The sequence below is a fragment of the Bacteroides fragilis genome (genome assembly GCF_019583405.1).
Lineage (GTDB): Bacteria > Bacteroidota > Bacteroidia > Bacteroidales > Bacteroidaceae > Bacteroides > Bacteroides fragilis_B.
On the sequence record NZ_SZUU01000013.1, the window covers coordinates 1 to 16,012 of the forward strand.

Annotated in this window: 12 protein-coding genes and 1 other RNA gene; 5 read left to right on the forward strand and 8 right to left on the reverse strand. The window is 45.5% G+C overall.

The window, feature by feature from the left end:
- Nucleotides 1-1,749: 1,749 nt before the first annotated feature.
- A complete protein-coding gene (gene nagA, locus FDF36_RS19735; RefSeq protein WP_220392498.1) occupies nt 1,750-2,901 on the reverse strand; it encodes an N-acetylglucosamine-6-phosphate deacetylase in 1,152 nt (383 codons plus the stop codon).
- 156 nt (nt 2,902-3,057) lie between these two features.
- Here nagA and FDF36_RS19740 point away from each other — a divergent pair, with 156 nt between their 5' ends.
- From FDF36_RS19740 to FDF36_RS19755, 4 genes are all read left to right on the forward strand, one after another.
- A complete protein-coding gene (locus FDF36_RS19740) occupies nt 3,058-3,735 on the forward strand; it encodes a response regulator transcription factor (protein WP_005788535.1) in 678 nt (225 codons plus the stop codon).
- 17 nt (nt 3,736-3,752) lie between these two features.
- Nucleotides 3,753-5,051 (forward strand): sensor histidine kinase, encoded by a 1,299-nt coding sequence (locus tag FDF36_RS19745; protein ID WP_220392499.1) that lies wholly within the window; start codon nt 3,753-3,755, stop codon nt 5,049-5,051.
- 316 nt (nt 5,052-5,367) lie between these two features.
- Nucleotides 5,368-5,805, forward strand: a complete 438-nt coding sequence (locus tag FDF36_RS19750; RefSeq protein ID WP_220392500.1) for a PepSY-like domain-containing protein — start codon at nt 5,368-5,370, stop codon at nt 5,803-5,805.
- A 15-nt stretch (nt 5,806-5,820) separates the two neighbouring features.
- On the forward strand, nt 5,821-6,657 hold the full coding sequence (locus FDF36_RS19755) for a PepSY-like domain-containing protein (protein WP_220392501.1): 837 nt from the start codon (nt 5,821-5,823) through the stop codon (nt 6,655-6,657).
- A gap of 162 nt (nt 6,658-6,819) precedes the next feature.
- Here the strand turns inward: FDF36_RS19755 and FDF36_RS19760 are convergent, their stop codons facing one another.
- The 7 genes from FDF36_RS19760 to FDF36_RS19790 all read right to left on the reverse strand — a co-directional run bounded on the left by FDF36_RS19760 (nt 6,820) and on the right by FDF36_RS19790 (nt 15,281).
- Complete coding sequence (locus FDF36_RS19760) at nt 6,820-8,007, reverse strand: clostripain-related cysteine peptidase (RefSeq protein WP_220392502.1); 1,188 nt, start codon at nt 8,005-8,007, stop codon at nt 6,820-6,822.
- Between the two features lie 90 nt (nt 8,008-8,097).
- Complete coding sequence (locus FDF36_RS19765; RefSeq protein ID WP_220392503.1) at nt 8,098-8,499, reverse strand: hypothetical protein; 402 nt, start codon at nt 8,497-8,499, stop codon at nt 8,098-8,100.
- 100 nt (nt 8,500-8,599) lie between these two features.
- Nucleotides 8,600-9,460, reverse strand: a complete 861-nt coding sequence (locus FDF36_RS19770) for a sigma-70 family RNA polymerase sigma factor (protein ID WP_005779810.1) — start codon at nt 9,458-9,460, stop codon at nt 8,600-8,602.
- Between the two features lie 234 nt (nt 9,461-9,694).
- The gene (locus FDF36_RS19775; RefSeq protein ID WP_165017750.1) at nt 9,695-11,242 is read right to left on the reverse strand and encodes a trypsin-like peptidase domain-containing protein; all 1,548 of its coding nucleotides are present in this window, start codon (nt 11,240-11,242) and stop codon (nt 9,695-9,697) included.
- A gap of 305 nt (nt 11,243-11,547) precedes the next feature.
- Entirely contained in the window at nt 11,548-12,882 is a 1,335-nt protein-coding gene (locus FDF36_RS19780) for a transglutaminase-like domain-containing protein (protein ID WP_220392504.1), read from the reverse strand.
- A gap of 31 nt (nt 12,883-12,913) precedes the next feature.
- Complete coding sequence (locus FDF36_RS19785) at nt 12,914-14,065, reverse strand: dipeptide epimerase (RefSeq protein ID WP_220392505.1); 1,152 nt, start codon at nt 14,063-14,065, stop codon at nt 12,914-12,916.
- Nucleotides 14,066-14,078: 13 nt separating this feature from the next.
- Nucleotides 14,079-15,281, reverse strand: coding sequence for a C40 family peptidase (locus FDF36_RS19790; RefSeq protein WP_220392506.1), 1,203 nt, complete (start codon nt 15,279-15,281; stop codon nt 14,079-14,081).
- 356 nt (nt 15,282-15,637) lie between these two features.
- Here FDF36_RS19790 and rnpB point away from each other — a divergent pair.
- Nucleotides 15,638-16,000: RNase P RNA component class A (rnpB, locus tag FDF36_RS19795), an RNA gene on the forward strand.
- The last annotated feature ends 12 nt before the right edge of the window (nt 16,001-16,012 follow it).

Sequence of the window (16,012 nt, forward strand, 5' to 3'; positions counted from 1 at the left end):
CCAAATGTTTTGGGAAGTTTTTTTCAATGCCCGCCTTTTATTTCCAAGCCTCTCTGTGCGAAAGGGAAAGAAGTGTCGGACAAAGACCCTCACTCTGCGAATCGGACTGCAAAGATAACGACTTTTACAATAATGATCCAAATAAAAAGGAAATTATTTTTGTTATCCGTTAAGGCAGGTCCTACGCCGTTGCAACATGTCAAAATATAAACGCTTTCCGTCTCTTGGAAAGCGGGTGCAAAAGTACGGCATTGGGAGATATAAGCCAAATATAAAAGGGTATTTTTTTGAAGAAATTTTGATTCGGAACGTAAAGGGCTGAGGGAGAGGAGGATTGTAAAAAAGGATTATGGGGGACGCGAAGGAAAAGAGGGAAAGGGACACATTATTATATTATATAAGGGGAATTTGCAGGGGAGGAAGGAAAGGATGTGTGCTGCGAAAGGGAGGGAAAGGGACGTTTCGGGGAGGAAATTGAGGAGAAAATAGGAAATTGGAGGAAAATTGGAGGGGGCGAAACGGGAATTGAACAGGAACCGAATGGAGAGTGAACGGGAATCAAACGGAAGTCAGATAAGAGTCAGATGGTAGTCAAACAGGGTTAAACTGAAAAGTCGGTGGGAATCAGGCGAGGATTGGACCGGAATCAAATGGAGAGCAAACGGAAATTAAACGGAAATCAGACGGGGAGTGAATGGAAATTGAGCAGAAGTCAAACAAAAATCAGACAAGGATCAAACAAGAATCAGACGGGAATTGAACGAGAATTGAACAGAATCCTGCGTTAACATTGTTAATGCGGTTGGGGAAACATTTATTTCCAGGATGGAAATAACAAGGCTTCTACTTCTAAAAGCCTTGTTGTTTGGAGACAAAAGACTTGATTTAACAGGGTGTTAAATCAAGTAATAGGAAGAGAAGAAAAGAAAGGAAGAAAAGAATTGAAGATGAATACAATAGAGAGACAAGGGAGTGTTTACTGGGAAAAGGGATAAGTGCCGGACCGAAAGGGATAGTTGCGATTAGGGCAAGTATGGGGGCAGGGGATTTTAAAAGCAAGGTTGGGAATGGAACCGGGAGGAGCTTACTATTAAAACCCACAGGACATTGGGTAGTGTAAAATGAAGTAAGTATAGTTGTGATCAGAGCAGATATAGGTGCAATTAAAGCAAGTGACAATGCAATCCGGAAGAATACATTTGCGATCCGGAAAGCCTAATTATACAATATTTTCACAAGCAAAATTTGGGACAGAAACGGGAAAAGCCTACCTTTTAAGCCAAAGGCTCGTTGGTTTAAAACCAAGGAAGCGTTGATTTTAAAGGTAAAGGGTCTTGGTTTTAAAAGTAAAAGGATGGCCGTGTAAGGAGGCTGTAGGGGCGCTTTTCAGGAAATAGAGAGGCGATCAGAGAAAAGGGAGAATAAGGAGATATACCGATTTTAAAAGAGACAAAGTTGAAAATTGACGGTAATTGAACCATGGCACTGTCCATCATTTTGTGTAAATAGAAAACTACAGGATTCAGGTTTTATACTTGAATCCTGTTTTCAAATATAGTAATAAACTGGTTAAATAGGGACTATCCATCTGATTAAAGTGAGTCGTCACTATTCTTACCCTCCTTCCCTTCCATTTATAAGAATAGAATAAGAATAGTAACGACATTAACAATTTCTATTGAAAGCCCTTCTTACAAAGAACCGGCATAAGAGGACTACAGTAAATTAATATAATCCGTAGTGAACTATTTACGACTCCTTCACCAACTGCCCCATAGCCCATACCGCCTTGACGTTCAGATCACGATCCAGGATCAGAATATCCGCATCTTTATCCTTCTGGAGAGATCCTTTACGGTCATAAACTCCCATAATACGGGCAGGAGTCTCAGAAGCCATGCGTATGGCATCTGCCAAGGGAATATCAGCCTTCACCATCGTACGCACCAACTGATCCATGGTAGCAATACTACCTGCCAAGGCCGAACGGTCGGCAAGCTTGCACACACCGTCTTCTATAATAATCCGGGGATCGTCAATCGCCTTACCTTCAGCAGCCGCATATGAAAGTGCGTCGGTCACCAGACAGGTATGCTCCACTCCCTTCAGCTTATAAGCCAGTTTCAAAATAGTGGAAGGCAAATGAATGCCGTCAGCAATCAGCTCGATAGTCATGCCATCGGTCAGGTAGACGCTCTCAACCGTTCCCTCGTATTTATATTCGCGACGCTTATGAAAGCCCGGCATTGCATTGTAGAAGTGCGCAGCATGTGTAAATCCTGCCTCATATGCTTCCTTTATGCCATCATATTCGGCTTCCGTATGCGAAACAGCTCCTACAATACCCTTCGACCTCAGACAACGTGCAAAGTCAAGTGCTCCGGGCAGTTCGGGAGAGGCATCCCAACGCTTGATGCAATCGGTGCTTTCAAGCAAAGAGGTGTATTCTGCCACATCGACTTCTTTCACTTGGTTTGCAAACTGTTCTCCCGCCATCTTACGGTTCAAGTAAGGGCCTTCCACATGTAAGCCGAGTATCGGGCTATCGGGTTCGGCCATCAGTTTTTCGCATATATCTACAGCTTTGCGTATTTCGGAGAATGGAGAAGAAGAAAGTGTCGGGAAAAAGCTGGTGGCACCGTGCTTCATATGTGCAGCTATCGCCGTACGGAAAGCCTCTTCGGTACATTCTGTAAAATCGTGTCCTCCCCCACCATGGGCATGCATACAAACAAAGCCGGGAACAATATACATTCCTCTGGCATCCACCAGATTGGCACCGATCAGCGCCAGATCGCAATTAGTTACTTCCAGAATTTTTCCATCTCTCATCAACACAGAACCTTCGTTCAACCAGCCTTGCGGAGTAAATATGCGTCCATTGATAATTTGAGTCAACATGATAAATTATAGTATTAGAGATTCATACTCGTGTTATTTTTGTTTATTAGAAACAAAATTAGACACTTCTGTTGAGATAGAAAAATAAAATAGCTTTTCTTTTCAGTTTTATTTCAGAAATAAGCCTTTTCTTTGCAGGTAGAAATAAAAAGCCCTATGAAAATATTAATAATCGAAGACGAACCCTCACTGAGGGAACTGATCCAGCGTTCGCTCGAAAAAGAACGCTACGTAGTGGAAGCTGCCGCAGACTTCCAGTCGGGATTACGCAAGATAGAGGACTACGATTACGACTGTGTCTTGCTGGACATTATGTTGCCTGACGGCAATGGGCTGAACCTGCTGGAGCAACTGAAGAAGATGCGTAAACGGGAAAACGTAATTATCATCTCGGCCAAAGACTCCCTGGACGATAAAGTACTGGGACTGGAACTGGGTGCCGACGACTATCTGCCCAAACCCTTTCACCTGGCCGAATTAAATGCCCGCATCAAAAGTGTGATCCGACGCCAGCGCCGCGACGGAGAAATGGACATACGCCTGGCCAACATACGTATTGTCCCCGATACATTCCAGGTATTCGTAGATGACAAGGAAATAGAATTAAACCGCAAAGAGTATGATATTCTTCTCTACTTTGCCAACCGTCCCGGACGACTGGTAAACAAAAACACACTTGCCGAATCGGTGTGGGGAGATCATATCGACCAGGTAGACAATTTTGATTTCATCTATGCGCAAATCAAGAACCTGAGAAAGAAACTCAAAGATGCCGGTGCCTTGGCAGAACTGAAGGCTGTATATGGATTCGGATACAAAATGACTGTTGAATAAAAAAAGACTCTACCTCCATGAAGTTGATATACCGCATTATCATCCGCATCGCACTCATGCTGACAGTTGTTCTCGGGGCATGGGCTGTATTTTTCTATATAGCCGTAATAGATGAAGTGAACGACGAAGTAGACGACTCTCTGGAGGATTACTCGGAAACCATCATTATCCGTGCCCTGGCCGGAGAAGAACTGCCCTCGAAAAACAATGGGTCGAACAATCAATACTATCTTAGAAAAGTAAGCAAAGAGTATGCCGACGAACGCGAAGATATCTGCTACAAAGACTCCATGGTCTATATTGTGGAGAAGGAAGAGACTGAACCTGCACGCATACTGACCACCTTATTCAAAGATGACGAAGGGCAATATTACGAGCTTACCGTATCGACACCGACGATCGAGAAGGACGACCTGAAAGACGCCATGCTGGGATGGATTATTTTTCTGTACATCGTCCTGCTGCTCACCATCCTGATTGTCTGCATCTGGATATTTCACCGCAGCATGAAGCCACTTTACAACCTGCTGCGCTGGCTGGATGCCTACAGGATAGGCCGTCCCAATCGCCCTTTGAAGAATGAAACGCAAATTACGGAGTTCAGGAAGCTGAACGAGGCAGCCATCCGCAACGCGGAACGAAGCGAGCACATCTTTGAACAGCAAAAGCAATTCATCGGCAATGCTTCACACGAAATGCAAACACCGTTGGCCATCTGCCGGAATCGCCTGGAAATGCTGATGGAAGACGACTCCTTGTCTGAAGCACAGTTGGAAGAGCTGATAAAAACGCACCAGACCCTGGAGCATATCACCAAGCTCAATAAATCGCTGCTGTTACTGTCCAAAATAGATAACGGACAATTCTCCGAGACCCAAACGGTGGAGCTCAACAGTATGCTCAAGCGATATATAGAAGATTATAAAGAAGTATACGGCTATCGGGAAATTGAGCTGACGTTAGATGAACAGGGAATATTCCGGGTGGAGATGAATGAATCATTAGCAGTAGCCCTGATAACGAACCTGCTCAAAAATGCGTTTGTACACAACGTAGACGGTGGACATATCCGGATTGAAATAACCGGTCATAGCATGACCTTCAGGAATAGCGGCACAGGCCGCCCCCTGGATGCTACCCATATCTTTGAACGATTCTATCAGGGAAGCAAAAAGGAAGGTTCGACCGGACTGGGACTTGCCATAGCCGACTCCATCTGCAAATTACAACATCTCACACTCAGGTATTATTTTGAGAAAGATGAACACTGTTTCGAATTGCGGAAGAACAATCTCACCACAGATTACGCAGATTAACACAGAACGAATTTAATCCACTGAGAACCGGCGACGTTCATCTGCGCAAACACGTGTAATCTGTGGTGGATACGACTCCCCGGCACACCTGCCTGTACAAATCATTTTCATACCTATTGCGAGAAGGACTTCCCGCTCAGTGTTAAATATTGTGTAAATATACAGTATAAGTCCAACCGGATGAACAAGAGTAATCAAACTTTTATTTAGAAAAAAGTATCAAAATGGAGAGAATTCCCAATTCTTTTCAGAATCGACCTTCATCTTTGCATTATAAATTAATTGCTAAAAATAAAAACCAATAAAAAAGACGATTATGAAAAAGTTACTTCTTTTATTCGTATGCCTGTTCACTCTGCAAACCATCGCAAGAGCGGACGATGATAAACCGATTCAAGTAAGCCAGATGCCGCAACGGGCACAACAGTTCATCAAACAGCACTTTGCCGGCAGCAACATCGCCATGGCCAAAGTTGAAAGCGATTTCTTACAGAAAAGCTACGATGTCATCTTCACCGACGGCAACAAAGTAGAGTTCGACAAGAAAGGAAACTGGACCGAAGTGAACTGCAAATTCGGCGTGGTACCTCAGGGCATCATCCCCTCTCCTATCCAAAAATATACAGCCACTAATTATCCGGACGCTAAAATTTTGAAAATAGAACGCGATAAAGCGGATTATGAAGTGAAACTATCCAATGGTTGGGAACTAAAATTTGACTCAAAATTTAATTTAATCGATATTGATAACTAAAAAAGTATAGTAGATATGAAATTGAAAATGTATTTTCTTCTTTTAGCACTGGGTGCCCTGGGATTACAAAGCTGTAATGACGATGACGATCATCTATCTTCCGTGCCCACGGAACTGAAAAACGCATTTACCGAAAAGTATCCGTCTGTCAGCAACGAAAAGTGGGAAACAAAAGGCAACTATTACATAGCGGAATTCCGTCAACAGAACTACGAAACCTCAGCCTGGTTTACTCCGAACGGAGTATGGCAAATGACAGAGACCGACCTCCCTTATCAGGCTCTGCCGGCAGCTGTGAAGAGCGCATTCGAAAGCAGTGAATACGCCAAGTGGAAAGTAGACGATGTGGACATGTTGGAACGTCCGGACATGGAGACGGTATACGTCATCGAGGTAGAGTCCGGAAAGCAAGAATTCGACTTGTATTACTCGGGAGAGGGCATCCTGGTGAAAAGCGTTGCGGATACGGACAACGATTCAGAGAACTATCTGCCAGCCGAGATTCCGGCAGCCATTGAGACCTTTATCAAAAAGCAATATCCAAACGCACGCCTGATCGAGATCGAAGTGGAGCACGGGATGACTGAGGTCGACATTATCGACGGTAATATCAGCAAAGAAATTGTATTCAACAGTTCTAACGAGTGGATATCTACTTCTTGGGACATACACCGCAACGAACTACCGGAAGCAGTGACCCATGCAATCGGTTCTTCAGAGAAATATGCGGGATATCGAATCGATGACGCAGACTTTGTTGAAACACCCGGAGGAGAATATTATCTGGTTGAACTGGAAAAAGGAGAACTGGAAGTGAAAGTAAAGGTGAACGCCAAAGGAGAGTTTATCTGATAAAACAAAAGCCTTAAAACAAAGAGGGATTGTCAAAACCCACCACAGAGGACACAGAGTAACACAGAGGTGATTTAAGTTGTTGATTATTAATAAAAAGACTCTGTGATACTCTGTGTTACTCCGTGGTGAAAAGAGTCATGACACACCTCTTTGCTTTTTCTAATTCTTATACCAACCGGTATCCGCCCAACCGGATACCTTATACCATTCAGTCTGCTGATAAGAAGCATTCAACGACGGAGCGGACATACGGGGAATATAGGTAGAAAGCCCTTTCGCATCCTGATTCATCGTGAACATGCCGGCGTAGGCGGAATAGTTGCGGGGAGTGGATTTCCAGTAAACCATTACCTTATCAAATGTCGCCCGCCAAGCATCATAATCGCTGTTTCCTGCAGTTATCTGATAGATAAACCGGTCTAAATCATAATAATATTGATATTGCCTATCACTGCGACGATCATAACACATCACTCCGGAAAGATCAAAGTTCTGTTTCCCGGTGATATACTTGGGCAGCACTTTGGACGTTGCAGCAGCCAGATTCTCAAGTTCACTCATCTTGGCAACCCCGACAGAGACGCCACCGGTCCAATTTATATTGGATATACCGACTCCGTCATTATATCTACTTTCATAGTAATCATAATAGTTAGAAGCTATCTTCAGCGCTGCATTTTGTGTAGAAAACATTGCGGGAACCACCATCTGATAAGGAGCTCCCGGTCCCGGAATCTCGGTAGGCGAACTGATCAGGTAACTTCCGCAGTCGCGCAACGCATACGCTACTTCTACAGCTTCCATAAAACATGCATCGAAAAACAGAAAATCGAGATCCGGCGCCACCTGTAAAGCTGCGTGCAAATCAGGTATATCCATATAATCATTGCCGTCCTGACCAAACCAACGTGTCTTTGCCGGAGAAGGTATCCACCCCTCACCGTGCGACCAGAAGACCATGCCATACGTCTCCGCTTTATATTGATTGAAAGCAGTAGATATAACCTTTTTCATCACATCGACATCAGTTGAGTTTTGCTCCGGATAATTTTCAATGGTTTCTTCCACCACTTTTCCTTTTTTGTCTTTTCCCAGACGAATCAGCCGGGGAGCCGAATAATCGTCTATATATACCAGCAGATTATCGGATGTGGCATCAACCTGCCGCATTCCTTCTTTCATCTCTTCAATATCGGCCGAAGCCAACGGTGCCAAAGAGTTTTGGGCTATCATATACACTAACACGGTGCGCGAACCTACACTCGGTTCAGGTGTCGGCCCATCCTGCTGGCAAGCAACGAGCAGCATAAGCAGACATACGGAATACAAGGTTATTTTCAATTTCATGAATTAATATTATACAAAGATATTATTGTAAAGAAAAAAAGAGATGCAAACAAACGGCATCTCTTTGCTATATTTTATATAACGTATAAGTTACTCTTCTGGTTTACTAAACCGGAAACTCTGAGGATCGATTTTCTCGACAGCCACCGTTTTACTCTTCTTGTATTTACTCAAGACTTTGGTGGCCTCTTTCTCTAATTTCTTCTTATTTTCCGAGAAATAGATCATACAAGTACGGTTAGGAAGTCCTTTGTCGAATTCCAGATAATTCTTCAATTGATAACTGTATAACTCTCTATGCGGCAAGAATCCATTTTTATCCAGCGCCACGCTATCAAGCATCTGAATCCCGGTATAGTATACCACTGTATCGGTAAATGAAGCCGATACTCCAAAGGCATAAACAGGTTTATGTTCCCCTTTTTTCAACGAAAACGCCGAGCACAATGTAAACGCCAATGCCACAGCAAACAGTATTTTTACGTATTTCATATTCTGTTATTATTTTAACTTCGCAAAGATAACAAAAAAAAACGCCCACCAAAAGATGAAGCGTTTTTTAAATACTTTTTCGGAAACTGATATATCTTGCTTATCCCAAGTAAGATTTGAGCAATTTACTACGATTACTTTGTCTTAATCTTCTGATTGCTTTTTCTTTAATCTGACGAACACGCTCACGTGTGAGACCAAATTTGTCGCCGATTTCCTCTAATGTCATTTCCTGTTGTCCGATACCGAAAAACATCTGAATGATTTCTTTTTCCCTATCGGTTAACGTAGAAAGAGCTCTATCAATTTCCCTCGCAAGAGACTCATTAACCAGAGAACGGTCTGCCATGGGCGAATCATCGTTCACCAACACATCGAGCAGGCTATTGTCTTCTCCTTCAACAAAAGGAGCATCCACCGAAATATGACGGCCGGATACTTTCAGCGTATCGGAGATCTTGTCAACCGGAATGTCCAGTTCACCTGCCAGCTCTTCGGGAGACGGACGACGCTCGTTCTCCTGTTCGAACTTAGAGAAGGCCTTGCTGATTTTGTTCAGCGAACCAACCTGGTTCAACGGAAGACGAACGATACGGGATTGCTCTGCCAATGCCTGCAAAATAGACTGGCGAATCCACCATACAGCATAACTGATAAACTTAAAACCACGTGTTTCATCAAACTTCTCGGCAGCTTTGATCAGTCCTAAATTGCCTTCATTAATCAAGTCGGGCAAACTCAAACCTTGGTTCTGGTACTGCTTGGCTACGGATACGACGAAACGAAGATTGGCACGTGTCAGTTTCTCTAATGCCACACGGTCACCCTTACGAATGCGTTGAGCGAGTTCTACCTCTTCTTCCACAGTAATAAGGTCCTCGCGACCGATTTCCTGCAAATACTTGTCAAGAGAAGCGCTCTCTCTGTTAGTGATACTTTTGGTAATCTTTAGTTGTCTCATTCTTATAAAACAGATTTGGAGTGCAAAGTTACGACAATTTATTTGTTAACGTATAAATTTCCACAACTTTTTCACCATTAATTATCTACTACTACAAACAAAAAGAGTGTCGACTGGTTGATTGCCGGCACTCTCTTTTCGATTTCCTTAGCTATTATTAAGCTACCAAATACTTTTTTCGGCAGACGATTCGCTGGTGTGACCATACTCACCACACAGCAGCTTTCAGCTAATTTACTCCTGAGTCAAGTCTACAGCGTAATATCCGCGTTTTCCTGAAGGGAATACTCCTGTGAGGAAGAGCACCTGGTTCGGTGATTTCACAGCAGCTTTCATCACTTCTTCAAGATCGCTGACTTTACGCATCGGCTGATCGTTGGCTTTCAGGATGATGAAGCCCTTTCGTACACCGGCATCCGCCATCTTGCCCGAAGTCACTCCGGTCACCTGCAAACCGTATCCGAGATTGAGTTGTCTCTTCAAGTCGTCCGGCAACTCCTTAAAGGCAGCACCCAAAATCTCCATACCTGCATCCTTCACAATCTTTGTTGTACCTTGTTCATTCTTCAACGTTACGTCGATATTCTTTTCTTTCTTGTCACGCATCACCTTCACGGTAACTTTATCACCCGGACGATGCTGTGCAATGGCTTCCTGCAAATCGGCGAAGTTCTGTACTTTCTTGCCATCGATGCCGATGATGATGTCGTTCACCTTGATATCGGAACCGGCAGCAGAACCGCCATCCACAATCTCACGAACCCACACGCCGTCTACAACGCCAAACTCTTTGCGTTTATCGGCCAAAGTAGCTCCCGACTTGTCAATCGGCTGATCGGACATCATGTCGCCGTCACCCGCAAGAGAAGTACCCTTGATTCCCAGCAATGCACGCTGTACGGTTCCGTATTGTTTCAGGTCGCTGACCACTTTGGTCATCACGCTCGTCGGAATGGCAAAACCATATCCGGCATAAGCGCCTGTCGGTGAAGAAAGAACGGCATTGATACCAACCAGTTCACCTTTTGCATTGACCAAAGCTCCACCACTGTTTCCCTGATTGATAGCGGCGTCTGTCTGGATAAACGATTCCACACCGCCAATACCGTATACGCCCAAAGTACGTGCCTTGGCGCTGACAATACCTGCGGTTACAGTCGAAGTCAGGTTGAAGGGGTTACCTACCGCCAAGACCCACTCTCCCACTTTCAGGGCATCCGAATCGCCGACAGGAATGGTCGGAAAATCATTTCCTTCGATTTTGACCAAAGCCAGATCCGAATTCGGGTCGGTACCGATCACACGGCCTTTAAACTCACGGTTGTCATTCAACTTCACAACAATCTCGTCCGCTCCGTCAATCACATGGTTGTTGGTTACGATATAGCCATCCTTCGAAATGATGACTCCCGAACCGAAACCGACACGCGGCTGGGTCTGTACACGGCGCTGCTGTCTGCCTCCATTACCGAAAATATCTCCGAAGATCTCGGCAAACGGATCTCGCACGGTGACTGTTTGTTCTTTAGCTTGTTGAGTCGATTTTATATGTACCACAGCATGAAGCGAATTTTCTGCTGCCTGCGTCAGATCCACAGGCTGTGCATTAATGGCGTCATAAGCAGCCAAGCGGGCATTGGGATTCTGGCGGAACTGTTCGCTGAACGACAGGCTGTCTCTGTTTTCCGGTTTCAACATCGTATACGTTGTCACTCCGGCAACTCCTGCGCTGAGAAGAACAACCGCTCCTACCCCAAGAATGTTTTTTGTTGTCTGTTTCATACTATTCTTTTTATTCATTTAATTGTTAATATTCTACTTTCATTTAACATTTACGACGTTAAAATAACGACAAAAATCATTCTGTTATTCTCCTTGTCACTCTTTTTTGTTCTCTTTTAACAGTGAATCTGCAGAGCTTAACAGCGGTTAACGGCAGAGACTGACAAATTAGCATTCGTTGCATGACACACAAGTATTTAGAAGGCAGAAAAAAGACTTAAGCGTTTCCCTCGAAAGACCAAAGTCTTTTTGAGAAACACTTAAGTCTTTTCGGAAAACGCTTAAGCCTTTTATGGAGAATGAACTTAATAATTCAGGTAGTCTATATCCATATGATAACTCCATTGCGGGAAGTACAGGTTTCCCCCTTCCCACTCTACCTCCCCACGCTGGAAATCAACCGTTTCACTACGCGGATATTTCTTCTCGGGAACCAACGGCATGGAATAGTCACTGTTGACTATCATACGCCAGGAATCGATACCTCCCAGAAAGAACATCTTTTCTTCGGGATTGCCGGCAAATGCGGGAATGCCGAATGATTGATCTACCGGCACCCAGCCCGCGCCTTCGAAATAGACTTCCGCCCAATCGTGCAGGTTCCATGCACGGGGATGCATCATAAAGCCGCTCTGGAAACGGGCGGGAATGCCACTGCAACGGCAGAGGGTGATAAACAACAGGCTCACCTGCCCACAATCGCCGTGACGATTGTCGAGCACATATTCCGGAATATTCTCAATAGTGGAATATTCGCGGGCCGAGGCCCAGGGGAAATGATCGTTTATCCAACGGAAAATGCGCTGCGCCTTCAACAAAGGATTGGTTTCACCGGCTGTCAGATTGGCAGCCAGCTCTTTGATACGGGGTGTGAAGCGGATATGGGTTTCCCGTTCGGCAGTATATTCTTTATAAAGATCACCGACAGTATCATAAGGCAGTATATTTTCGGGCTTCAACGGATGCCATTCGGCATACGAGGTATACTCAAAGGTTTCCGAAAAGACCGTCGGCTCACCGGGAATGGCCTGCTTCTCCATATAGAGGGTGCTGTGCCGGCATGAAGGCGGAGCCAATGTATAGCGGAGCTCGCTGGTATGTATCAGTTTCACGTTTTGCTGACGGGCCTGATCTGTCCGGGGATAGGGTAACCAGCAGCGGATCGTTTTTCCGGCAGGAACCGCGTTGCTGTCCACCGTCAGCGTGTAGGTGACCCGCATCCGCTTGGGCTGCACGACAGGCGTTCTTTCTTTCCTGACAGCGGCCATCACTTCGGGCAGATGTTCTTTATTGACTTGTTCGCTCGTGCTCAGTGAAGTGCCTTCTTTCTCCATTTTGACGGCACAGCAGGCAGAGTCTATCCGGAACAGGTTGGGACCGGCATTGCGGAAATAACGTTTCTCCCCGTCGATCATCCGGCATTCAAGCGCTTTGCTCTCTTCCCATTGGCGCATCTGTTCGTCCGTCACGTCGGGAATGTATTTGCGGATATAGTCTTTCACCTGAGATTCGGTCAGACAGAAGTCCGCCAGCAACCGTTGGTGCAAGTCATCGTCCCAGTTGTAAGGCTTGGGAGCCTGCCGCGAAGTACAGGCTGAAAGGCTGATAAATACGGCAATTATATAAAGTAGTTTTTTCATTATCAAAACAGTTTCAAAGGGTTACCCGCGTTCATAATTTAACCACACCAATTCCCGGAAGGTCGTTGAGGGTGATCTTGCCTTTTACAACCTCCATCCCTTTGAAGCGGTCGTTCGCTATCAGCAGGTTTCCGTCCAGATCGGCAAAATCGACGGCCGGAGAGAATTGTGCGGCGGCAGAGACTGCGCATGAAGTTTCCGTCATACAGCCTACCATCACTTTCATGTCTAACGCCCGTGCCAACGTCACCATCTTCCAGGCTTCCCGCATACCGGTACACTTCATCAGCTTGATGTTTATCCCCGTAAAGGCTCCCTTCAATCCTGCCACATCAGTCAGCCGTTGCAAAGATTCGTCGGCAAAAACAGGTAACGGACTATGCTGGGTCACCCATGCAATATCGTCCAACTGTGCTTTGGGCATAGGCTGTTCAATCATTACAATTCCTTTTTCTTTCAGCCACTGAATCATGTCCAATGCATATTTCTTATCCGTCCACCCCTGATTGGCATCGACCGCAATAGGCAGATCGCTCACCGAACGGATCGTTTCAATCATCTGTTTGTCATTCTCACGCCCTAACTTCACTTTGAGGATATTGAACTGCCCGGCCACCTCAAGGGTCTTTTCACGTACCACCTCGGGGGTATCGATGCCTATCGTGAAAGTGGTCGAAGGTGCTTTAGCCTTATCCAGTCCCCAGATCCTGTACCAGGGTGCTCCCAGAAGTTTACCCACCAAGTCGTGCAACGCGATGTCTATGGCAGCTTTGGCAGCCGTATCTCCCGGAGTGATACCGTCTACATAAGCCAGTATATCTTCCAGCCGGAACGGATCGTCGAACTGCTCCAGATCGACCTTCTTCAAAAAAGCCATCACCGAGTCTACCGTCTGTCCCAGATAAGGAGGCATCGAAGCCTCGCCATAACCGATGACTCCGTCATATTCTATCTCTACCTGCACATCGGGAGTGGTGGTTCGCGAATAAGTAGCCACCGTAAACACATGTTTCAGTTTCAGCTCGTAAGGAAAAAAGCGCAATTTCAGCTTTGCTCCCAGGCCGAGTTTGTTGATCGCAAATGAAGCGGGGCTCTTCTCGCCGGCAAAAACACCTTGCAATGACAGCCCCGAACCTATGGCGGCAAAAGCAGCGGTCTTGAGGAAATCTCTTCGGTTTTGCATATCTATTTTGAGTTTAGTTATAATACGGATTCGTAACGGTGGTGTTTAAGGCTGCCTCCTTATTTATAGATGGCAACACACGGACTGCATACAGCAGGCGATTCAGGTTATACTCATCAAAATCGGCATCCGACGGATCGAAACTGCTGACATGGACATCGCCTTGTGAGTGAATGAACTTTTTATCACCCAGATAAATGGCCACATGAACCACACGCTCTTTCTTCCCGGCAGTGGCCTTCCGCCCGAAGAAAATCAAATCTCCCGGCTGAACATTACCGAAGTCAGGAGCAATGTCGATATGCTCGCCCACATAAGCCTGTTGAGAGGCATCACGGGGAATGATGATATCGTGCATAAATAAGGCGGTACGTACAAAGCCGCTGCAATCGACTCCCTTCGAAGAAGTGCCCGCCCATAGATAAGGAATCCCCATCATTGTATAAGCGGTGCGGATAATGCTTGAAGCGTCTTGCTTCAAAGAAGCACGCCACTCCTTTTCGGGCATCGATATCGATCGTGAGATATAAGCCTGCCGACCGTCCGGATAAGAGACTTTATAAAATCCGCCTTGCGTACCTTCGTACTTCAGGCGGTTTCCGGCTACCACGTCCGACACGGATTGAGACTTTTCATCCGGCTGCTGATAAGTGAACCCATAATGCGACGTCACTACAATTTTATCTGCCTTGTTCCAGGCATCCAGCCCGGCTTTGGTGACCGGATGGATTCCTACCCGGTGTACCCATGCGATATAATTATCAGGTGTCTGGATGCGATACCAGTTGCGATGTTGCAACACTTTAACGGGCATTCCCATCAATGCCTGGGTAGTCATCTCCGAAGAGAAATCATCCTCTACACGCATATTGCATACGGAGAGATTGACAATGCCGTACATCTTTCCTTCCAGGGCCACGCTGTCCGGAACCAGTTGCAGGCTGTCCCTCACTTCATAAGCCTTCTCTTCCAGTCCCGATAACAAAGCCGACTTAGCTTCCGCTGAGGTAGTCGCCCCCTTTACGGTAATCGTCTTTCCGGATACATCGTAATCCACATCCCAAAGGATGACACGCTTATCGGGAATGAACCGGTTGCGAACTTCACCGGACAACAGTTCTACATCTTGGGGAAGTGCGTTTTTCTTGTTCTCAGGAATACCTGTACAGGCGGACACTGCCAGAAGCAGCAATACAAAGGGCGTCATATTCTTCATGAAAGAAAGATTTGGGGGTTACATTTTTAGCAAAGATAGAAACTATTTCCGTTTTAGATATATTTTTTCAAAAATATTAAGAATAAGAGCTGAAATTGATTCACACGATGTTCACCACGGAGTAACACAGAGTTCCACAGAGTTTCACGAATGACATAAATTCACCACAGATTACGCAGATTATCACAGATTAATAATTTATTCTACTGAGAGTTATATTAAAATATCTGTGTTAATCCTGTGTAATCCTGTGGTGAAAAAGAACTCTGTGCCCTCTGTGTCCTCTGTGGTGAACCGAACTAATCCTCCCTTCCGTTTGCTCAAACAAAATAATTCTTGTACTTTTGCTGACCAAAGCAGTTGGCCGGTCTGTCGCGTGTATTTCGGTACAGGAGGAAAGTCCGGGCAACACAGAGCATCCTACTTCCTAACAGAAAGCTGTCCGTGAGGGTAGAGTAACGTAGAAGAAAAGAACCGCCCCTCCCTCCGGGGAGAGGTAAGGGTGAGAAGGTGGAGTAAGAGCCCACCAGCCGTATGGTGACATATCGGGCTGTACGTCTTAGGAGTTGTAAGGTCATGTAAACCGGCGTTATGAGAGTTGCTCGCTCCATGTCGGAGGGTAGACCGCTAAAGTGGTGTGGTGACACCCCACTCAGATAAATGACAGGCACCTTGATTTATTCAGGGTACAGAACTCGGCTTACAGGCTGACTGCTTTTCTTTTTTTTAAT